21 protein-coding genes and 1 pseudogene are annotated in these 19,951 nt (G+C 56.7%); 3 read left to right on the top strand and 19 right to left on the bottom strand.

Going from position 1 to position 19,951, the window contains the following annotated elements; genetic code table 11:
• Positions 1-165 precede the first annotated feature (165 nt).
• The 18 genes from ACLI1Q_RS06270 to ACLI1Q_RS06185 form a co-directional block, all read right to left on the bottom strand.
• On the bottom strand, positions 166-834 hold the full coding sequence (locus ACLI1Q_RS06270) for a GNAT family N-acetyltransferase (RefSeq protein ID WP_284849771.1): 669 nt from the start codon (positions 832-834) through the stop codon (positions 166-168).
• Between the two features lie 81 nt (positions 835-915).
• Complete coding sequence (der, locus tag ACLI1Q_RS06265; RefSeq protein WP_284869706.1) at positions 916-2,499, bottom strand: ribosome biogenesis GTPase Der; 1,584 nt, start codon at positions 2,497-2,499, stop codon at positions 916-918.
• Complete coding sequence (cmk, locus tag ACLI1Q_RS06260; RefSeq protein ID WP_284849773.1) at positions 2,496-3,188, bottom strand: (d)CMP kinase; 693 nt, start codon at positions 3,186-3,188, stop codon at positions 2,496-2,498. Before cmk ends, der begins: the two co-directional genes overlap by 4 nt.
• Complete coding sequence (locus tag ACLI1Q_RS06255; protein ID WP_284849774.1) at positions 3,188-4,099, bottom strand: pseudouridine synthase; 912 nt, start codon at positions 4,097-4,099, stop codon at positions 3,188-3,190. Before ACLI1Q_RS06255 ends, cmk begins: the two co-directional genes overlap by 1 nt.
• 55 nt (positions 4,100-4,154) lie before the next feature.
• Positions 4,155-4,709 carry an SMC-Scp complex subunit ScpB gene (gene scpB / locus ACLI1Q_RS06250; RefSeq protein WP_023017548.1) on the bottom strand — a complete coding sequence of 185 codons (555 nt, stop codon included), beginning with the start codon at positions 4,707-4,709 and terminating at the stop codon, positions 4,155-4,157.
• Between the two features lie 37 nt (positions 4,710-4,746).
• The gene (locus tag ACLI1Q_RS06245; protein ID WP_411697147.1) at positions 4,747-5,544 is read right to left on the bottom strand and encodes a segregation and condensation protein A; all 798 of its coding nucleotides are present in this window, start codon (positions 5,542-5,544) and stop codon (positions 4,747-4,749) included.
• A gap of 6 nt (positions 5,545-5,550) precedes the next feature.
• A complete protein-coding gene (locus tag ACLI1Q_RS06240; protein ID WP_023022236.1) occupies positions 5,551-6,423 on the bottom strand; it encodes a ParA family protein in 873 nt (290 codons plus the stop codon).
• A 164-nt stretch (positions 6,424-6,587) separates the two neighbouring features.
• Entirely contained in the window at positions 6,588-7,478 is an 891-nt protein-coding gene (gene xerD / locus ACLI1Q_RS06235; protein ID WP_284849776.1) for a site-specific tyrosine recombinase XerD, read from the bottom strand.
• The gene (locus ACLI1Q_RS06230) at positions 7,475-8,113 is read right to left on the bottom strand and encodes an NUDIX domain-containing protein (RefSeq protein ID WP_284849777.1); all 639 of its coding nucleotides are present in this window, start codon (positions 8,111-8,113) and stop codon (positions 7,475-7,477) included. Before ACLI1Q_RS06230 ends, xerD begins: the two co-directional genes overlap by 4 nt.
• Positions 8,113-9,024, bottom strand: a complete 912-nt coding sequence (locus tag ACLI1Q_RS06225) for a copper transporter (protein ID WP_284849778.1) — start codon at positions 9,022-9,024, stop codon at positions 8,113-8,115. The genes ACLI1Q_RS06230 and ACLI1Q_RS06225 overlap by 1 nt, the downstream gene beginning before the upstream one ends.
• Positions 9,025-9,038: 14 nt before the next feature.
• Positions 9,039-10,199 carry a putative cytokinetic ring protein SteA gene (gene steA / locus ACLI1Q_RS06220; protein WP_284869708.1) on the bottom strand — a complete coding sequence of 387 codons (1,161 nt, stop codon included), beginning with the start codon at positions 10,197-10,199 and terminating at the stop codon, positions 9,039-9,041.
• Between the two features lie 10 nt (positions 10,200-10,209).
• Entirely contained in the window at positions 10,210-11,880 is a 1,671-nt protein-coding gene (gene recN, locus ACLI1Q_RS06215; RefSeq protein WP_284849780.1) for a DNA repair protein RecN, read from the bottom strand.
• Complete coding sequence (locus ACLI1Q_RS06210) at positions 11,880-12,761, bottom strand: NAD kinase (RefSeq protein WP_239268011.1); 882 nt, start codon at positions 12,759-12,761, stop codon at positions 11,880-11,882. The genes recN and ACLI1Q_RS06210 overlap by 1 nt, the downstream gene beginning before the upstream one ends.
• Entirely contained in the window at positions 12,761-13,567 is an 807-nt protein-coding gene (locus ACLI1Q_RS06205) for a TlyA family RNA methyltransferase (RefSeq protein WP_239268009.1), read from the bottom strand. Before ACLI1Q_RS06205 ends, ACLI1Q_RS06210 begins: the two co-directional genes overlap by 1 nt.
• Entirely contained in the window at positions 13,567-13,728 is a 162-nt protein-coding gene (locus ACLI1Q_RS06200) for a hypothetical protein (RefSeq protein ID WP_284772275.1), read from the bottom strand. Before ACLI1Q_RS06200 ends, ACLI1Q_RS06205 begins: the two co-directional genes overlap by 1 nt.
• Positions 13,719-14,702, bottom strand: coding sequence for an HAD-IIA family hydrolase (locus tag ACLI1Q_RS06195; protein WP_284772274.1), 984 nt, complete (start codon positions 14,700-14,702; stop codon positions 13,719-13,721). Before ACLI1Q_RS06195 ends, ACLI1Q_RS06200 begins: the two co-directional genes overlap by 10 nt.
• Positions 14,702-15,523, bottom strand: coding sequence for a hypothetical protein (locus tag ACLI1Q_RS06190; protein WP_284772273.1), 822 nt, complete (start codon positions 15,521-15,523; stop codon positions 14,702-14,704). Before ACLI1Q_RS06190 ends, ACLI1Q_RS06195 begins: the two co-directional genes overlap by 1 nt.
• Before the next feature lie 170 nt (positions 15,524-15,693).
• On the bottom strand, positions 15,694-16,149 hold the full coding sequence (locus ACLI1Q_RS06185; protein WP_411696923.1) for an HNH endonuclease signature motif containing protein: 456 nt from the start codon (positions 16,147-16,149) through the stop codon (positions 15,694-15,696).
• A 149-nt stretch (positions 16,150-16,298) separates the two neighbouring features.
• Between ACLI1Q_RS06185 and ACLI1Q_RS06180 the strand changes: the two are divergent.
• The 3 genes and pseudogenes from ACLI1Q_RS06180 (at position 16,299) to ACLI1Q_RS06170 (ending at position 19,067) form a co-directional block, all read left to right on the top strand.
• Positions 16,299-17,490, top strand: a pseudogene (locus ACLI1Q_RS06180) (IS3 family transposase).
• Between the two features lie 123 nt (positions 17,491-17,613).
• On the top strand, positions 17,614-17,796 hold the full coding sequence (locus ACLI1Q_RS06175; RefSeq protein ID WP_411696922.1) for a hypothetical protein: 183 nt from the start codon (positions 17,614-17,616) through the stop codon (positions 17,794-17,796).
• A 57-nt stretch (positions 17,797-17,853) separates the two neighbouring features.
• A protein-coding gene (locus tag ACLI1Q_RS06170; protein WP_232208497.1) for an IS3 family transposase occupies positions 17,854-19,067 on the top strand; the annotation gives its coding sequence in 2 pieces (ribosomal slippage) (positions 17,854-18,127 and positions 18,127-19,067; 1,215 coding nt in all).
• Here the strand turns inward: ACLI1Q_RS06170 and ACLI1Q_RS06165 are convergent.
• A complete protein-coding gene (locus ACLI1Q_RS06165; protein ID WP_411696921.1) occupies positions 19,064-19,702 on the bottom strand; it encodes a hypothetical protein in 639 nt (212 codons plus the stop codon). The two genes, ACLI1Q_RS06170 and ACLI1Q_RS06165, sit on opposite strands and share 4 nt — an antisense overlap.
• Positions 19,703-19,951 lie beyond the last annotated feature (249 nt).

The raw sequence follows: 19,951 nt of genomic DNA, 5'->3' as shown, positions 1-19,951 counted from the left end.
TTTGCTCTCCTAAGTGGTAAAATACCGGGTTAACCGGAGAAATTATGTAGTTTTGAGGCGCCCTGATGCCCCTACAATGAGCTCCGGCTTTGCTGACGAGACAAACTCAACTACACCTCACGTGCCAACACCGAAAGCTGTTGCGCACTATTAGTTGTCGACTCCTCAGGCCTTGTCCTTCCCAGACTTCAGGTCAATCTTATAGTGCAAGTGATTTTTCACTGCGGGCCACTCATGCCGCAGCACGCTATACACGCACGTATCTCTGACTATCCCGTTATCTAGTATCTGGTGGCCGCGAAGGATTCCATCAAGATGCGCACCCAAGGATTCCAACGCGCGGCGGCTTTCACGGTTAAAGGAGTTGGTGGTGAAGAACACGGATAGGCAATCAAGCTGCTCAAATGCATGGCCCATGAGGGTCAGTTTGCAGTCTGCATTAACCGCAGTATTCTGCGCCGATTGCCTGTACCAAGTGTATCCGATTTGTGCGCGCCTATTACCCAGATCTAAGGCCTGATAACCAGTCATTCCCACCGTAGTGCCGGCTGAATCAAATACCGTGAAAAGCTGCGACCCGTGGGAGGCATACCAAGAAATGCGTTCTTCCACGGCTTTTTCCATCTCGCTTGGTGATGGGACCTTGGTATACCACCGCTTCCATAATTCCCCGTCCTGCACCGCCTCAGCCAGTCCAGGGGTATGGTCTACGCTCAACGCCTTGAGAGTGATTTTTTGCCCGCGCAAGATCTCGATTTTCTGTGACACCGTATGTACCTTCTTGCTTTCTGGGGCTAGGCCAATGATCTGATGTCTTTCAAGCTTAGCTGCCAATGACACCGAGCGTAATGAGATAGATAAAAACGAGCGAAACCCCACGGTTGTGGGTGCTTCGCTCGTTGTCGCAGTGAACTATTATTTCCGCTTTTTACCTCGGCGTTCGCGCACGCGCACGGCGATGCGGATGGGGGTGCCGTGGAAACCAAAGCGCTCGCGGAACTTGCGCTCAAGATAGCGCCGGTAGGATGCGTCGAGGAACCCAGTGGTAAAGAGAACAATCGTCGGCGGCTGGGCCGATGCTTGCGTAGCAAAGAGCACTCGTGGCAAGCGATTATTCTTCATCGGCGGCGGGTTGGCAGCAATCGCCTCACGCATCCAGTTATTGAGCTGGCCGGTGGACACGCGCTGATCCCAGCTTTCTAGGGCCTCGATCATGGCCGGCTCCAGCTTTTGCAAGGCGCGGCCGGTCTCAGCCGAAATATTAACGCGGGTCACCCACGGCAAGTGCCGCAGCTGCTCGTCAATCTCGCGGTCGAGGTAATAGCGGCGGTCCTCGTCCATCAGGTCCCACTTATTGAACGCGATGACCAGCGCCTTGCCGGATTCCAGCACCATATTGAGCACGCGCTGGTCTTGCTCGGAGATCTCCTCGGAGGCATCGATAAGCATGATGCATACCTCGGCCGCATCGATGACGCCGCGGGTGCGCAAGGACGCATAATACTCGTGGCCCTGCGCGTTCTTGACCTTCTTGCGCAGGCCCGCGGTATCAATGAACTTCCACAACTGCTCATCTAGCTGCACCAGCGAGTCCACGGGATCCACCGTGGTGCCGGCGACATTATCTACCACCGAGCGCTCCTCGCTGGTGAGCTTATTGAGCAACGATGACTTGCCCACATTAGGCCTGCCGACGAGCGCGACGCGGCGAGGGCCCGACGTAATCGAGGTCTCGCGCGGTTCTTCGGGGAAGCTGCGCAGGATCTCATCCAGCACGTCCGCGCCACCGCGTCCATGCTGTGCGGACACCGGCCACGGATCCCCGAGGCCCAAGGCGTAGAACTGCGCCATATCCGCATACTGGTTATCGGAATCGAATTTGTTCGATACCACGATCACCGGCACCGGAGACTTTTGCAGGCGGCGCGCCATAACCTCATCGGTTTCGGTAATGCCCACTTTGGTATCTACCACCATCACGATGACATCGGCGGTATCCATCGCCATTTCTGCCTGGCGGGCGATATCGGCGTGCATGCCTTTAACGTTGGGATCCCAGCCGCCGGTATCCTGCACGATAAAGCGCTGCCCATTCCAGTCCGCCACGTAGGAGACGCGATCACGGGTAACACCAGGGTGGTCTTCTACGACGGCTTCCCGGCGGCCCAGGAAACGGTTGACCAAGGAGGACTTGCCCACATTCGGCCGGCCCACAATGGCGACGGTGCACAAGGCTTCTTCGGTGGCATCGGCAAAGCCTAGAGACTGCGAGAGCTGCTCCCACTCGTCCTCACTGAGGGGCTGCTCTAGGTCTTCCTCGTCCCCGTAGTCGGCCTCACTGAACTCTGACTCATCAAAGTCGTAGTCAAATTCTTCGGCATCAAAATCGTCCGTAGCCCACCCCGGCGAGGTTTCTACCGTTTCCTCGTCGAACTTACCCGCAGGGTAATGGAACTGCGTGACTTCTTCCTCTGGGGACTCAAAATCTTTATTGCTCATGAGCGGGACTCCTTAACCACGTTGATAAGAGCCTGCACGACGTCCTCCGGGCTCATGTCAGAGGTATCGACAACAGTGGCATCGTCGGCGGGGCGAAGCGGCGAGGTGGCGCGGGAAGAATCCGCGGCGTCGCGGCGCTGCACATCTGCCAGTACCGATTCAAAATCGGAGGCGATGCCGGCCTTTTCGTTTTGATCATGCCGGCGCTGCGCACGGACTTCCGCAGAGGCCGTCATGAAGGCCTTAGCTGGGGCATCGGCAAGCACCACGGTGCCGATATCGCGGCCCTCTACGATGGCGCGGTGGGCGCGCTGTGCCAGCGTGCGCTGCAATGCCACCAAGTTCTCCCGCACCTCCGGGATGGCAGATACCGCGGAGACGTTCTGGGTGACCTCGTCTTCCCTAATGACGCGGGAGACATCGGCGCCATCGAAAAGCACCTGCGTGGAATCCGGATCATCGGAAACCTCCAAGGGCAGGTCCGCCGTCGCGGAAATCACCGCTTCCTTGTCCGCGGGATCCACGCCTTGGCGCAATACCGCCAGGGTTGCCACCCGGTACATGGCGCCGGTATCGATGTATTTTGCGTCCAACTGCTTGGCTAGGGCCCGGCAGGTCGTGGACTTTCCCGTTCCGGAGGGGCCATCGACCGCGAGGATCAGGCCTTCATCAGGCATATTCGAAATCATTACATCCCCACCGCCTTGTACAAGCTCGTCAACTCGTTGGAATTGAGCGCGCGCAACCCACCGGGCTTCATATCGCCCAATTGGACCGTGTGCAGCTTGGTGCGCACCAGGCGCTGTACGGGATAGCCAGCTTCCTTCAGCAGGCGGCGCACGATGTGCTTGCGACCTTCGTGCAGCTCTACTCGGACCAGAGAGAATCCCTGGTTCTTGTCCACTACCTGCACGAAATCGGCCTTGGCTAGGCCATCTTCTAGCTCGATGCCCTCTTTAAGCTTGCGCACCAGCTTGTTATCGGCCTCGCCCAATACCGTGGCCAAGTAGGTTTTCTTCACCTCATACTTGGGGTGCATCAGGCGGTTGGCCAATTCCCCATCGTTAGTCAGGATGAGCAGGCCTTCCGTATCCGCGTCCAAGCGGCCTACGTGGAATAGGCGCTGGCCCGAGGCAACCTTTTCAGAGACCACGTCACCCACGCAGGGGCGGCCGAGATCATCTGACATCGTCGACTGCATTCCGCGGGGTTTATTGAGGATGAAATATTCTTGGTCCTCGTTAACGTTCACGCGAACGCCATCGACGCGGATGACGTCCACGGCGGGGTTGACCTTCACGCCCTGCTTGAGAATGACATTGCCATTTACTTCAACGCGGCCGGCATCAATGAGGATTTCCGCGTGGCGCCGCGATGCGACACCCGCTTTAGCCAAGACCTTCTGCAGGCGCTCGCCCTTGGGCTTATCGTCATCGACCAGCCAGTCAGCGCCCAAATCGCGCGCCACCGATTCAGCGGTGGCCTTCTGCTTTTTCTTGGAAACGTGTTGATTACGAGCCGGCTTGGCATTAGAGACAACGATATCGCTGTCTCGCTGCTTCTTATCCGGTGTGCCGTCACGGCGAGCGGGAGGAGTCACTTAAGTGTCCTTTTCTCTCGAAGATATGAAATTACCTGCGTGAGTCTACCCCACCTCAGTACTCTTCGTCGATTGCATCGACGTCTGGAAGCAGCGGCGCCAAATCTGGAAGGCGTTCCAGCGAGTCTATACCTAGCAGTTCGAGGAAAAGCTCGGTGGTTTCATATCGGTGCGACGCCCCCTCGAACTCGTCCTGCGGGAGCTCGCGGATCAGCCCGCGCAGGTTAAGGGTGCGCATTACGCCGTCCACGTTGACCCCGCGAACCGCAGAGACCTGCTGGCGCGTGACTGGTTGGCGATAGGCCACGACGGCTAGGGTTTCCAGGGCTGCGCGCGAGAGCTTGGTTTGCGCCCCATCCAATAAGAACTCTTCCACCGCGCTGGCGTTTTCTTGGCGCGTATAAAACCGCCAACCTTCTGGCGTTTCGCGCAGCTCAATTCCAGAGCCGCGGCTGTCGAATTCGCGTTGGATAGCCCGCAAACAGTCACTAATGACCGCTGGTTCTACGCTAAGTGCCCGCGCCAAGGACTCTACGGATGCCGGCGAGTCGAGCACCAGCAAGATCGACTCGAGCCGAGACCGCAATTGCGAAATGAGCGGAAGATCCATGCCCCTTAGATTACAACCACCGACGGCGGTGCTAGCACTAGTCCCAATTTGCTGCGGCAACGACGGCTGGATCTACGTCCAAGCCGGTCCAGGAAAGGTCCAGCTGGCCCAACGCCTCCTCCTGCTGGGCATCAACCGCCTTGGCCTTAAACAGTTCCAAGAGCGCTAGGAACCTACCGACGATATGCATGGTTGTGGTGCAATCCCGGGTAAGCGAGGAAAAGCTTGTCCACTGCCCAGCGCCCATAAGCTTGAGCGTTTCGAGGATCTTTCCAGCCTGTTCGGGCACGGAGACGGCGACGCCATGAATATGGCCCGTGGCAACTTCTTCCGGCGGCTTGGGGCGAAAGACACCCGCCGCCATTTCCGCAAAGCTCGCCGGAGTGTGCCCCAAGGTGACGGGAGGCAAAAGCTCAGCAAATTGCTCCTCAATGCTCACCGCTCGCGGATAACTGCGCTGCGCCTCCCGCTGCCACCGGGCAAATTGACCCGCCGCCTGCTTATAGGCCTTGTACTGCAACAGGCGAGCAAAGAGCAGGTCGCGCGATTCCAGGAGCTCCAGGTCCTCTAGATCATCAACCTCTCCCCGCGGCAATAGGCGCGCGGCCTTCAGGTCCAATAGAGTTGCCGCCACGACCAAGAAGTCCGTCGTCTCATCCAGATCCGCGTTTTCGCCCAATTGGCGGGTGTAGCCAACAAATTCGTCGGTCACCTCAGACAAGGCCACATCCGTGATATCCATCTTCTTGGCCTGGATGAGCTGCAAAAGCAGATCGAATGGCCCCTCGAAATTCCGCAAGGCAATGCGGAACCCAGTAATCTCTGGCTGCGTCACGGTCACTTAGACGGTCGAGCGCTCTATGACTTCCTTCGCCAGGTCGCGGTATTGCTGCGCGGCCTGCGAATTGGGCGCCCACGAGGTGATGGGCTCGCCGGCCACGGAGGTTTCTGGGAAGCGCACGGTACGGGTAATGACGGTATCGAATACTTGATCACCAAAATATTCCACGACCCGCGACATCACCTCACGGGCGTGCTTGGTCCGCCGATCAAACATGGTGACCAAAATACCCATGACTTCCAGATCGAAATTGATGCGGTCAGAGACCTTTTCCACCGTATCCGTCAGCAAAGCAAGCCCGCGCAGCGAGAAGAACTCGCATTCCATGGGGATGATGACACCCTGGGAACAAGCTAGGGCGTTGACCGTAAGCAGACCCAAAGAAGGCTGGCAATCAATGATGATGAAGTCATAATCCCGGCGCACCGGACGCAGGGCGCGCGCCAAGGTGTGCTCGCGGCCTACTTCATTGACCATCTGAATCTCTGCCGCAGAAAGATCGATATTGGCAGGAACGAGGTCCATGCCGGAAACGCTGGTGTGATGAATGGCGGAGTGGATAGAGGTATGACTATCCAGCATCACGTCATAAATCGAATCCTCGATGTCATCATGGTTTAATCCCAGCCCGGCCGAAAGAGCACCCTGCGGGTCCAAGTCAACCAAGAGAACCTTGCGCCCATACTCTGCGAGGCAGGCCCCCATATTAATGGTGGACGTGGTCTTGCCCACGCCGCCCTTTTGATTACACATCGAGATGATGGTGGCGGGCCCATGTTTTTCCAAGGGGGCGGGTTCCGGCAGTTCGCGGACAGGGCGGCCAGTTAGCCCCGTCTCTACATCAGAGGCTGAAAAGAGACCCTCTTCGCTCACAGTCAAACCTTCTTCCTTGACGCCAAGTCATGGACCATGACATTTGGCATAGGGTTGCTTACAACGTTGTAACTATAGCGTACCCGCTCCCCTTTATGACTACCGAGACTTTGCAAATATCAAGTATCTAGCTTTGACTTAAGCACCTGCCGCTCGAGTAAAAGCTACGCCCGAGGATGCGCGGTCCGCCAAACCTCCCGTAAGGAATCTGCGGTTACGTGCGTATAGATCTGCGTGGTAGTCACGGAGGAATGCCCTAAAAGCTCCTGCACGGTGCGCACATCGGCACCTCCTTCGAGAAGGTGCGTGGCAAAGGAATGGCGCAGCGTGTGCGGGGAAATGGATTTATCCAACTGGCTGCGCTGCGCCGCGGTTTTAATAACGGACCACGCGCTTTGCCGCGATAGCGCACCGCCGCGAGTATTCAAGAACAGCGCAGCGGTCTTGCCTTTTCCCAGCACGGGACGGGCGCGCACCAAGTAGGCGTCGATGGCCTGGCGAGCATGCGAGCCGAGGGGTACAAGCCGTTCTTTATCGCCCTTGCCATGCAGGACCAGGACGTCATCGGCAGTAGCTACGTCATCGACATTCAGCGAAATTACCTCAGAAATGCGCGCCCCAGTGCCATAGAGCACTTCTAGTAGCGCCCTATCGCGAAGGTCAACCGGCGTTTCCGTCGGTGTCGATTCGATGAGGCGTGACACCTCGTCCACGTTCAAGGTCTCCGGCAGGTGTTGCCCCGTGGAAGGCGGGCTCACCTCGGCGGCGACATCGCTATCGACTTCGCCCTCTGCAACGGCGAATTTGTGCAACCCGCGCGCCACGATGAGGGCACGGTTGGCAGAAGACACCGCCATCTTTTCGCGCAGGTCCTTCAAATAGGCCTCCACCATCGGCCGGGTTACCTGCCGCAGGTCCTGGACCCCATTTGCTGCCAGCCAATCCACGTACCGGCGAATATCCCGCCGGTAATTGCTCAGGGTATTTGCTGACACCCCGCGTTCGACGGCGAGGTGATTCAACCAAGTCTGAGCGACATCCTCCGCAGCAGTCACTGCTTTTTCAGGTCCGGTCCGCTGCGGCGGGCAGCCATATGGGTCGGGCGCAAATCGAACGGCGCATCCACCGAACGCGTCGGCCTTCCACCAATCACTGTGGCATATGCGGATAAGATACCCGCGCATGCAACGGAATTAACTATCTCACCGCTCAGCACCTTGTCAACTGCCCTGTCTAAATCCACCCAGGCAAAATCCATATCGGCTTCTTCATCGCCGGTATCCTCCAGGGCCGGGACCTCGCTAAGGTCGCGAGCAAGGAAAATCCGCACTGCTTCCTCACAAAACCCCGGTGAGGTCACCATATCCGTGAGAACTTCCCAGTCCTTCGCGGCAAGGCCCGCTTCCTCCTGCAGCTCGCGCTGCGCGCCGGAAAGCTCATCCTCGCCCTTTACATCTAGCAGTCCTGCAGGCAGCTCCCAGAGCCGCTTGCCGACGCTATGCCGGTACTGATGCACCATCGCGATGCGCCGATCCTCATCTAAGGCCACCACCGCGACGGCGCCAAGGTGCTCAATGATCTCCCTATCCGCGGTGTTTCCTCCCGGCATGGACAAGGTATCGCGGCGTACGGCGACGATAGGGGCATCAAAAATTAACTCTGAATCCAAGACTTGAAAATCGTGGCCCACTATTCTTTCTCCTCTTCAGGTAGGGCGGAATCAGCGCTTTCTGCAGAACCGTAGTCTCCCCTGCCCCCATTGAGCTGTTCCTCGGCGGCAGAAATGACGGCGATGCGCTCTACCGCGCGTTCAATGCCATCTACGGTAGAAAGATCCACGTCTTTGGTGCGCAGCTGCTCTATTGTCTTTTCATCTTGGGTCTGTTTGGCCCGCGCGCTAAGGACCACGCTGCCATTGACCTCGTCCAAGGCGGTGGCGAACTCTGCCAAGGTATCCGAATAATATCCGCGCACCCCGCTGCCGGAGACGATGATGATGGACTGGGCGGGAAGGATGGTCCCGTCCTCATAATCAATAAATTCCTTATCGCGCAGGGCACGCAGCAGCTCAGATCGCTCCTTCACGCTTGCGAGCGGCTCCGTGCTTTCTGGGTCCATGGATAAGGCCGCGCCCAAAGCCTCGCCGCCATAGCTTCCCACGGTTTTATCGAGCCCCTTGAGATCTGCCTTTTTCGGGGCCTTATCTTTAAGGATCGATACGATATTGTCTTTGCTTTCCCCGCGCAGGAATTCTTTGCTCAGCTTGATTTCTCCTGCCTTGGTGGCCCCAGAGGCTTCTAATAGCTTCGTGATATCAGACAGGTCCCTGCTATTTGCATCATCGGTGGAAATGACCAGCACTGGCCGCTGCGATAACGTCCCAGACACCAAGTCTGGTGCCACGTTCTTGACTATGTCATCGCTCGCCTCATTTTGGTTCTGCAAGATCTTATTTTCTTGCACCACCTTGCGGTGTTCCGCACGGATCGGGTCATCATCGGCCACGCTGGTGGTCAGGTTGGGCGCGATCACCAAGGCTCCGAGGGCTACACCGAGCGCCGCGCCGAGCCCAAGGCCCGTAATTAGTTGCGTTTTCGCCATACTTCTACCCCTGCTCAGAATAGGCTCGACCACGTTTGGCTCAAATTACTCAAGAAATCCTGGCTCCCGCCAAACCCCACGATCAAGATGATCGCCGCAATCGCGACCAAGATGCTCAGAAGGGCCCACAGCCAACCAAGGTGCGAGGACGGAGCGGAATACAGGTTGATGACCGCCTCGGAGTCGACCACCTTCGTTCCGCCCTTCAGCCGAGACAAGACGGCAGACGGAGCCACGCGGTTGGCAAAAACATCATCGAGGTCAAAGCCGCCACCTGCCTGCACGATGAGGCCCGCACCGTGGTAATCAGCAAAGAGCAGCGCTAAATCCGTGGCCGATTCCGAAGCCGCCGGGAACGTCATGGCCCCAATACCCAGTTCTTGGATGCGGTCAATGCTCTCCACGCTGCCTTCTGGATCCGCAGGCACGACAATGCGCGCGCCGCAACGCAGCGACTCATCGCTTACCTTGACAGGATCCCCAATAATGAAGTCAGGCTTATATCCCTGCTCCAGCAAAGAATCCGCGGCTTCATCAACCGCAATGAGCAGCGGCTCATACTCCCGGATGAAATTCCGCAATTCTTTCAGCAGGGCACGGTGGTCTTCGGTGGGAGATAAAACAATGACCTTCCGGCCAGCTATCTCGGCACCGGATGCGGGAACCCCGAGGCCATCGATAAGCAGGGGGCCCTCAGAGTTAATGAAGTCAATGGAGCTCGCGAAATAGGACTCCATGTGATCAATGAGCGCACTTTGTGCCGCTTTGAAGTTCTTGTCAGCGCGCTCCCTGGAAACCTTCTGCCCCGTCCCGATTACTTTATCCGCGACGTAGACCTTTCCATCCTCCCCAATATGCGCCTTCTTGCCATCCTTAAACTCCGAGATAAATTCCTCGCCGAGGCCTTCGAGGAGTTCAATATCGGCATCGAGAAGCATGTGTGGACCGCAATTAGGAATGGAGCCAGTAGAAAACCTGGCGACGTTGACCACCGCAGAGGGCTGCAATTCCACAAGCGTTTGTGCCTCGGGCCGGGAAATATTCGCCGCATCAATAACGGCGATATCACCTGCAGAAAACTTCTTAAGACCTTTCGCACCTGGGGTGCAATCGCGCAATGCAGCATGCTCACCAGGATGATCAGGGGTACGGGAAAACAGAGCCATGGGCTCCATTGTTCCTTGCTTAGTCCGCCAGCTGGGTAAGGCGCGCGGAAGCTTCTTTTTGTGCGCGATCAAAAAGCTCTTGGGCATGCGCGCGCCCCGTCTCCGTGTCATCCAAACCAGCCAGCATGCGCGCCAATTCCTCCACGCGCTCCTGCTCCGTTAGCTCGGCTACCCCCGAGGTAAATTTGTCCTTCGAGACATGCAAATGCGCATCCGCATACGCAGCTACCTGCGGCAGGTGCGTCACGACGATAACCTGATTATGCGCAGCTAGCCGCGCTAGCCGACGCCCAATTTCTACCGCCGCACGCCCGCCCACGCCGGCATCGACCTCATCGAAGACCAATGTCGCACCGTCCTCGCTGGCGAGCACGACCTCAAGGGCAAGCATGACGCGAGACAGCTCACCCCCGGAGGCCGCGGTGGCCAAAGGCTTCCCATTGAGCTGCAACTCCGCGGCATCGGCGCCCGTCTTGGAATACTTAGCCGCGGAAAGCTCAACCGACAACGTGGAATTGGGCATGGCCAATCCATGCAACTCCTCAGTCACCAGCTTACTCAGCGCTTCCGCGGCTTTGCGGCGGCCCTTCGTAAGCTCCGCCGCCTTTTGCTTCATCTCCTGTTCAGCCTCTTTGACCTGCGCCTTAAGTTCCTCGAGGACCTCCGTCGAGGTATCCATCGACTGCAATTTGGACTCCGCCTCATCGCGCCACGCCAAAACACCATCGATATCGCTAGCGTATTTACGGGTCAATGCTCGAAGATCCTGCTGGCGCTGCAGCGATTTTTCCAACAGATTCGGATCCGCCGGCAGCCCCGCGAGGTATCCACCGAGCTCAGCCGAGATATCGCCTAGCTGCGAGGTGAGCTCAGAGATGCGCTCGCCCAAATCCGCCAGCTGCTTATCCGAGGATCCCACTAACGCCGACCCCGCACGCCCGAGCAGCGAAGAAGCAGCCTCATCAATCTCTTCCGTTCCATCGATCGCCGCCAAGGCAGTGTGCGCGGATTCGCGCAAACCGTCGACGTCTTGCAGGCGCTGCACCAACTGCACCAGCTCCGCGTCTTCCCCTGGCTCGGGTGCCACGCCGTTGATTTCCTCTAGGGCATATTGCAGGCGGTCAGCTTCCTGGGCAAGTTCCCTACGAGATTCCGTGCGCCGGCGATAATCCTTAGCCAAGCTGCGCCACCTTTTAAAGGCTTCCGCATAGTCTTCCCGGATGCCCGCCAATTGCGGGTCCGCACGGTCTACCGCCGCGAGCTGCTCTTCTGGAGCCAAGAGGCGCAATTGATCGTTCTGGCCATGCACGGTGATTATCTCCCGCGCGAAATCTCCCAGCGTTGCGGCCGGTACGGCGCGGCCTCCCAGATACGCCCGCGATCGCCCCGCTGCGGAAACGGTCCGCGAAACAATAAATTCACCATTTTCATCTGGCTCGCCGCCCACCGAGTCCACCAGTTGGCTAATGCTCTCTTTCGCGGAACTAAAGTGACCTTCTACGGCCGCTTTTTTAGCGCCATCGCGTACCCTCGAGGCATCGGCACGCCCGCCTGCCAACAGTCGAAGCCCCGTGACCACCATGGTTTTGCCCGCACCGGTTTCACCGGTCAATACGGTCAAGCCCTCCGACAATTCCGCAGAGCTATGGCGAATGACTCCTAAATCATTGATAGAAATATCGACGAGCACTATTTCTCCTTCGGTCCACGCCAGCCTTCCACGGGCAACCGCAGCTTAGAGACCAATCGATCCGTAAAGGGTTGATCATCCAACCGCACCCAGCGTACGGGGCGCTTACCGCGCACCACCTCGACGCGGGCGCCCGGCGGCATAATAAGTTCCCTGCACCCATCCAAGATAACCACCGCCGGTGTGGTTTGCATGGTTGATTCCACCGCCACCAGTGAATTCGGGGAAACCACTAATGGTTTGGTAAAGAGCGCATGGGCATTATTCGGCACGACCAGGATTGCATCCAGGGATGGCCACAGCACCGGGCCGCCAGCTGAAAATGCATACGCCGTAGAACCCGTTGGGGTAGAAATCAGTACGCCATCACAGCCAAACGACGAAACGGGGCGCCGGTCGATCTCCAAAATCGCATCCAGCACGCCCGACCTGTTCTGGTTTTCAACCGAGGCCTCATTCAAGGCCCAGCTGCTGGACAGTAGCTGACCGTTGGCATCCGAAATGGATACATCCACCGTCAGCCTGTCTTCCACCCGGTAGCTTTTCTCAATCACGCGGGCAACGGCTCCGTCTAATGACTCCACCTCCCATTCCGCGAGGAAGCCAACGTGGCCCAGATTCACTCCGAGAACCGGAATATCTACTGCCCGCGCCATATCGGCGGCGCGCAGGAAGGTGCCATCACCGCCGAGAACAAGAACCAGTTCACATCCCTCCGCCGCAGCATCAGAATGCGGGACGTGCTGTAGCCCCGGCAGGACGGTTTCGTCCGCACAAACGCGAACCGTTATCCCTGCTTCCTGCAATAACTCGGCTGCGCGGGAGGTAGCCTGCAGGTTCTCTGCGCGATTGGCATGCGGAACCAACAATATCTCTCGCATTACTGCGGACCTTCTTCAACGGCAGTATCAATCATCTGTTTCATTGTAGCTGCGTCTGTTGACATACCGTCCTTTTTCAGCCACAGAAAATATTCCACATTTCCACTCGGGCCCGGCAATGGTGAAGCCACAACACCGTGCAGACTGAGGCCTAAAGACACGGCAAATTCAGCAACGTCCTGCGTGACCTCTTTCCGCATCTTCGGAGAACGAACCACCCCGCCGCTGCCGATGCGCTCCTTCCCCACCTCAAACTGCGGCTTGACCATTGGCAGCAGCCACGCTCCGTCCTTCATACACTCCACAATTGCTGGCAGCACCAGTTTTAAGGAAATAAAAGATAAATCCCCGACCATGCCATCGCACAGGCCATTGGTCATCTCTGGATTAATAGTGCGGATATTCGTGCGATCCAAGACGGTTACGCGGTCGTCATTTTGCAGCCGCCACAATAGTTGCCCATACCCGACGTCAACGGAAAGCACTTCCCTCGCACCAGACGCCAAGCACACATCCGTAAATCCTCCCGTCGATGCCCCTGCATCTAAGATGCGACCATCCATGTCGACGTCGAATGCGGCAAGTGCACCCAAAAGCTTATGTGCGCCGCGAGACGCCCACTTGTCTTCCTCAGACTCTTCGACCTTGATGGAGACTTCAGGATCCACGACAGTTGCAGGCTTTTCTGCCTTAAACCCGCCGACCGTCACACGGCCAGACTTGATCATCTCGCGGGCTTGCTCACGAGATCGCGCAATTTTTCGGCGCACAAGTTCTGCATCCAGCCTGCGGCGTTGTGGTGGCATTAGTTCTCCTGCAATGCATTCCGCAATACGGAATGCGCCCTGTCCAGTTGATCGACTTCTTCTGCAAGTGATGGCGCATCTTCGCCGAGAATTGTCGATATCTCCGAATCTACTTCCTCAGGCTCTTTCACAGCCCGAAAATCGTGCGGCTTTACCGCCATTTCGACACAACCTTTTCCGCAAACTCACTACGCGGCTGAATATACCGAGGTGGTGCCGGCATCGACCACGCCACTTCTAAGACCGTCCGCAGCGCTTGCACCGAGGTAGAGGATTCATTTCCACCCTGCAAAAGAACGTCATACCCATCGCATCGCGCGGTAAAGTCCCCCTGCGGTCCCGGTCGCACCTGCGAAATAGGCAATGAAAGCTCGTGCATGCCCGCACCAATGAAGTTAGGCCGTGCCTCCACCGGGGCTTCGATAAGCTCCAGCTCGCCCGATACTCCGGTCAAGACATGAAAGGTATTCATCGCTGCGGCGTTACCCCCAACGATATCGGTATCTATACGGTCGCCCACTGCCAAAGGCTTTTTTGACCCCACCTTTTTGGCCGCAAGGAAAAACATTGCGGGCTCAGGCTTACCCGCAGAAACGGGCTCTACTCCCGTCGCTTTCTGGATGGCAGCGACTAGGGAGCCATTGCCAACGCCTAGCCCCCTCTCAATTGGAAGGGAAGTGTCCAGGTTTGAGGCGAAAAACTTCGCTCCTGCCCGGATAGCCAGCGCACCTTCCGTTAGCTGTTCCCACCCAACGGACTTATCAAACCCTTGTAGGACGGCAGCCGGTTTCTCATCGGCACTCGAGACCACGGAAAAACCCATGTCTTTAGCCAAATCACGGAAAGAATCCGCGCCAATAATTAATACCTTCGCACCCGACGGAATTTCCTCGGCAGCCAATTGCAATACCGCTTGGGCGGAGGTGACGATGTCACCTGAATCAGCCGTCAAGCCGATATCCGTCAGCATCGTCGCAACGGCTTCAGGGCTGCGCGACGCATTATTTGTGACATATACTGCGGGAACGCCGCAGGTATTAATAACGTCTACGACGTTGCTGAGCGGACGGCCGCCTTCCCAGACGGTTCCATCCAAGTCCAACAATAAGGCGTCATGTTTGCTTAAAACACTCATTACTTACATTCCGCCAATCGGTCAGCGGCATCGGTCCAATCGCCCTCCTCAATGGCGATGGTGTGCTCGAACCACTCGCGGGCTTCGTCCTTGCGGCCCGCGGCGAGCAGCGCATTTGCATAGGCATACGACAACCTACAAGCGCTTACTCCACGATCGCTGCGATCTGGTTGTGCCCGCTGAATGGTAACCACCGCTGATTCAGGTTGATCGAGGTCAAGGCGAGCACCCGCCAGCACAATCGCTAATTCAATAGCGGATTCTTTGTCTAGTTCCTTCGCCTCCTCGCTGCGCCCCAGCTCTAATGCCTTTTCCGACCGACCCAACCCACGTTCACAATCAGCCATGACCGCGAGCATTCCAGGACCGCCAGAAATACGACGCGCAGCACGCAGCTCAGCCAGTGCCTCTTTCCACTCGCCGGCGCGGTATGCAGCGATACCGTTAACTTCCCGTGCGATAGCCACACGTCCTGCACGATCCTTAGCCGCACGGGCATGCCGCAGCGCCAGTTTAGGATCATCGTCCATCCAGGTCGCCGCCATGATCATGTGCTTGGCGACGGTCTCCGAGTTCTCTTTAGAGAGAGACTTCAAGTCTTGGAGCACCAATGGGTCCAAGTCATTGATATCAACCTCTTCAGGGATGTCCGGATCGGTCATACGACGGTTGATTCGCTCTTCCCGATACCCAGAGCGCTGTGGAGAGAAAGACTTCTTCTTTCCCCCACCGCGAGAATCGCGGTCCCCCGAGTTGCGTGGATTTCGACCCCGACGGTCTTGTCCGCGGCCATTACGGCCGTGCTGGTTGCGCTCCGACATTCAGTCCTACCCTTTCTTGGTTGGAACTCGCACAGAAATACCGCACCCATTCTACAGTGCTAAACGACATTCAAAGAATCTCGATATTTCCCTGCTCTTGTTCTTGGTTTCGATGAACATGGACTCAGCTTTTGGGCGCAGTGGTGTGGTGGTGCTGGGTTAGTGGGCTCTTATTTTTTGTTGTTGTGTTTGTGTCTTTTGTGTGTGAGGAATTGTTTCCAGGTGTAGTGCCAGTGTGTGTTTGTGGTGGCCAGTGGTCCTGTGGGGTGGTCTGTTTGGTAGGTGCCGTTGGTGTGTAGCCAGGCGATGGTGCCGGTTATTGGGTCCATGATGTAGTGGACGCGGCGGTCGGTTTTGATGTTGTGGTGGTGTTGGCACAGGGTGACGAGGTTGTCGGGGTTGGTGGGTCCGCCGTTGTTGTATTCGATGCGGTGGTCGAGTTGGCATGTGTGTGCTGGGGTGGTGCATCCGGGCCAGCGGCAGGTGAGGTCTCTTCCTTGTGTGTAGGCGCGGATGTGGTTGGTGGGCTGGTAGCTTTCGGTTTCTTGTGGGTTGAGTTGTCGGGTGAAGGTGTCGATGTTTTCTAGGTTGGTGATGCGGGACCAGCCGTAGCCTGGGAAGTACACCTTTGTATTTGCAGTCCCGGCGGCTCCGGCATTGTCATCGCTGTTGTCGGTGTTGGTGGCGGCTGCGGTGGTGAAGGGGACCTGACCCCTTTTTGGTGGACACCTGATATCCAGCCCAGTCGGGCTGGAAAGAAAGGTAATCTACCACCATGTCCAGGTACTCCGAACAGTTCAAACGCGATGCCGTGGCCCTCTATGAGAACAATGAGGACCTCTCGCTCAACGCAGCATCAGCAGAGCTCGGTATCAACCGTGCCTCGCTGCATTCATGGGTCAAGAAGTACGGCACCGGCAAACGTGCGCGCATTAAAGCTGTGCATGATAAAGCCCAAACGGCGAATAATTCCGAACGGATCCGCCAACTAGAAAAAGAGGTCTCTAAGCTACGCGAAGAACGCGATATCCTGCGCAAGGCCGCGAAATATTTTGCCGAAGAGACTCACTGGTGATCCGCTTCCAGTTTGTCTATGACCACCGAACCGAGTATTCGGTCAAGCGGATGTGTCACGTGTTAAAGCTGAATCGTTCCTCGTTTTATAAATGGGTGCAAACCCGCGAAAAGCGCAGGTTAAAAATGTATTCCGATGCCGCTATTGGTGCAAAATCAAGACCACTTTTGATGATGAGCACGGGCTTTACGGCGCTAAACGCATCGCTGCAAGCCTGAATGAGGACACGGCGTATGTCCCGATCAATCACAAGAAGGTCGCCCGCATCATGAAAGCCATGGGACTTAAAGGCTTTACCAAACGCCGCCGATGTGTCACTACCAGGCGCAAGCCTGGCCACCGCGTCATGCCGGACTTAGTAGGCCGTAAATTCACAGCTGATAGACCAAACCACGTCTATGTTGGCGACATTACGTACCTGCCGTGTAAGGGTGGCAAGAACATGTACCTTGCCACGGTCATCGACGTCTACTCTCGCAAACTTGTCGGTCATGCACTCGCGGATCACATGCGGGTATCGCTGGTTATCGAGGCTTTGTCTCATGCCAGAAAGGTCCGCGGAAGCCTTAAAGGGGCAACTTTCCATTCTGATCATGGCAGTGTGTACACCTCACAGGCGTTTGGGGACCACTGCGCCCAGCTTGATGTGCGTCAATCCATGGGAGCAGTGGGAACGAGTGCTGATAACGCCTTAGCAGAATCCTTTAACGCCACCTTAAAGCGTGAAGTACTGCGTGATAGGAAACTCTTTGAAAGTCCAATCAGCTGCCGCCAGGAAATCTTCCGGTGGTGCATGCGCTACAACACGCGCAGGCGGCACTCCTGGTGCAGCCTTCTAGCCCCCGATGACTTCGAAGCGCTTAATTCAGCTACACTGACCCAAGCAGCATAACTAACCCCCGACGTGTCCACTTTCTGGGGGCCAGGCCCAGGTATTGATCGCGACTTTGGTGTGCGTGTTATCCAGGATGAGTTGGATTAAGGCTTCACCGGCACCGCACTTGTTGTTGGCGGCATGGGCATCAATATGGCGGGCGATGATGGCGGCAGTGGCTTTATCACACGTCACACTGATAGTGGCCCGGTTATTGTGTACAGATACGTTGAGGGTGGGTTCGACCTCGTCAGTGTCGTCGATGGCCAGGTGGTGGGTGTCGATGAAGTCGCGGATAAACCGGCGGATTTCTGCAGCAGTTGAGGTTACCCTCGTTTAGTGGACACCCTATTAGTACGGATCTTGTGTCCGTAGGAGAGGATGTTCATTGTGAGTTCGTCAAGGAAGAAGTACACCCCGGAGTACCGGCAGGAGGCCGCCAGACTGGTCATTGAGTCTGGGCGCCCAATCGCTCATGTGGCTAAGGAAATTAGCGTATCAGCCACAATTTTAGGCAGGTGGGTCAAACTTGAGCGGGAACGCCAAGGCTCGGTAGATGGCCGCAGTGATGCCGATATACGAGCCGAAAACGCTCGCCTGCGTCGTGAGTTAGCTGAGGCCAAGATGGATAATGAGTTCTTGTCAAAAGCCACCGCCTTCTTCGCTGCGAAGCAACGCGATCGGAAAAATTTGAGCTAATGCAGCAGGAGAAGGCGAACTACAGCATCAAACGAATGAGCAGGTTATTAGAGGTTTCTCGTTCTGGCTACTATAAATGGCAAAAGGCTCAAGCAGTACGGCTTCGTGGTGAAAATCAGCGTCAGAGATTCCTCGACCAGTTAGACAGGAAAATTCATGACATCTGGGAAGATTCTGACGAAGTCTACGGTGCCCCACGGATTACTGCAGAACTCGCCGAGGGTGGGGTCTATGTGAATCGCAAAACCGTGGCCAAACGCATGCGGATGATGGGTATTGAAGGCATCTCACCCAGGGCGTTTGTTCCCGTAACGACGATTCAATCCAAGCGGAAGTCAACGCTTCCAGACCTAGTGAAACGCCTATTTGATCAAGGGCAGCTTAATCGAGTGTGGATGTCGGATATTACCTATCTACGCACGAATGAGGGCTGGCTGTACCTATGCGTTATCCGCGATGGACACTCCCGCCGAGTCCTAGGCTGGTCCATGGATAGTGTGCAGGATTCTTACCTAGTTGAACGTGCACTGCGCATGGCTTACACCCTGCGTGGTGAAGTACCCGACGGCGTGGTCTTCCACGCCGATCGTGGTACCCAGTTCACCAGCGAACAGCTGTGGCAGGTCTGTCAAGAACTAGGGATTGCACAATCGGTCGGCCGTACTGGTGTCTGCTTTGACAATGCGATGGCCGAGTCGTTCTGGTCGACATTGAAGACCGAATTTTACGATCGGAAGGAATGGCGAACCCGCAACGAAGCCCGGAAGGCGGTGGCTCGCTGGATTGAGATTGTCTACAACCGGCGCCGTCGCCACTCGTCCATCGGGATGGTAAGCCCCGTCGATTTCGAAGCCCAGCTCGCTGATCAAAATGGTAATAAGAAGGCCGCTGCTTAACCCCTAAGCAGCTTAACTACGTGTCCACGATTTGCGGGCAACCCTACAGTAGGTACATGTTGGCTCGGTGCTGTCGGTGTCAGATAGTCTGCCAGGGCGGCATCGACCAGTCCCACATGTTCGTGGTTGTCGCCTATACGTTCTACTTCCCTATCGATAACCCGCAAGCGTGGTGTATCCAGGATCCACTGCTCCACGTTAGTCGCTGCTACCAGGGGGAGTTCCTGCATGCGGAAATGCGCCCTAATAATGCCAGACAAGATGCTATAGGAAAGCCCTAGGTCTTTAGCCAGGCTGGTCAGTGTCAGATCGACGTCGTCGCCCAGGTCTGGAAGGAGTGACTGGTAGAAAAACCAGGAGTTCTTCCGGGCTTGTGCTCCAGCAGCAGCAATAGGATTGTTTGGGGTATTGGTGGCATAAAAGACTACCGGTTCTCCTGCCTCAGCATCAGTGTCGGTATCAGGTGCCTCGTCGCCGTCAGCGGCAGTGATCATGCGTGCATCAGCTATACCATCGGCGCGCTCGGATTCGCCTGCCGCGCAAGTAGCGCTGGGTAGACGGGTATCTCCCGCCGTGGTGTCATGCACCGGCCCGCCTACGTGCGCGTGGTCTGTGGTGGGTGGTGGTGTACTCATTGTGGTCGAATCCCCCCCGGGGGGGGTACTACACCCTTCAATGTGTCGAATATGTTTTCGTCTACCAAGGCATCAGACTACCCACCCGAAAAGACACCAGGGGTAAAACCCACACACCCCACCACGCATAACCCCTGCTCGACAGAGTACAAGTCGGCTACACTAGCGGGGGTAAAACCACAATTAATCCCCAAAAGCACCAACCACCCACAATTATTCGGGGTGATGGTCTTTCGGGGACTATCGTAT

This window comes from Corynebacterium limaceinasi, from assembly GCF_046717465.1.
Lineage (GTDB): Bacteria > Actinomycetota > Actinomycetes > Mycobacteriales > Mycobacteriaceae > Corynebacterium.
This window is presented reverse-complemented; position numbering and strand designations above follow the sequence as displayed.

What these genes read in the sequence shown, in the direction of transcription:
- cmk (WP_284849773.1), bottom strand. Translation starts at nt 3,188, where the DNA reads ATGATTTCGAATATGCCTGATGAAGGCCTGATCCTCGCGGTCGATGGC.
- steA (WP_284869708.1), bottom strand. Translation starts at nt 10,199, where the DNA reads ATGGAGCCCATGGCTCTGTTTTCCCGTACCCCTGATCATCCTGGTGAG.
- ACLI1Q_RS06225 (WP_284849778.1), bottom strand. Translation starts at nt 9,024, where the DNA reads ATGGCGAAAACGCAACTAATTACGGGCCTTGGGCTCGGCGCGGCGCTC.
- ACLI1Q_RS06175 (WP_411696922.1), top strand. Translation starts at nt 17,614, where the DNA reads ATGGGCATCAATATGGCGGGCGATGATGGCGGCAGTGGCTTTATCACA.
- scpB (WP_023017548.1), bottom strand. Translation starts at nt 4,709, where the DNA reads ATGGATCTTCCGCTCATTTCGCAATTGCGGTCTCGGCTCGAGTCGATC.
- ACLI1Q_RS06210 (WP_239268011.1), bottom strand. Translation starts at nt 12,761, where the DNA reads ATGCGAGAGATATTGTTGGTTCCGCATGCCAATCGCGCAGAGAACCTG.
- ACLI1Q_RS06205 (WP_239268009.1), bottom strand. Translation starts at nt 13,567, where the DNA reads ATGCCACCACAACGCCGCAGGCTGGATGCAGAACTTGTGCGCCGAAAA.
- ACLI1Q_RS06190 (WP_284772273.1), bottom strand. Translation starts at nt 15,523, where the DNA reads ATGTCGGAGCGCAACCAGCACGGCCGTAATGGCCGCGGACAAGACCGT.
- ACLI1Q_RS06165 (WP_411696921.1), bottom strand. Translation starts at nt 19,702, where the DNA reads ATGAGTACACCACCACCCACCACAGACCACGCGCACGTAGGCGGGCCG.
- der (WP_284869706.1), bottom strand. Translation starts at nt 2,499, where the DNA reads ATGAGCAATAAAGATTTTGAGTCCCCAGAGGAAGAAGTCACGCAGTTC.
- ACLI1Q_RS06200 (WP_284772275.1), bottom strand. Translation starts at nt 13,728, where the DNA reads ATGGCGGTAAAGCCGCACGATTTTCGGGCTGTGAAAGAGCCTGAGGAA.
- ACLI1Q_RS06195 (WP_284772274.1), bottom strand. Translation starts at nt 14,702, where the DNA reads ATGAGTGTTTTAAGCAAACATGACGCCTTATTGTTGGACTTGGATGGA.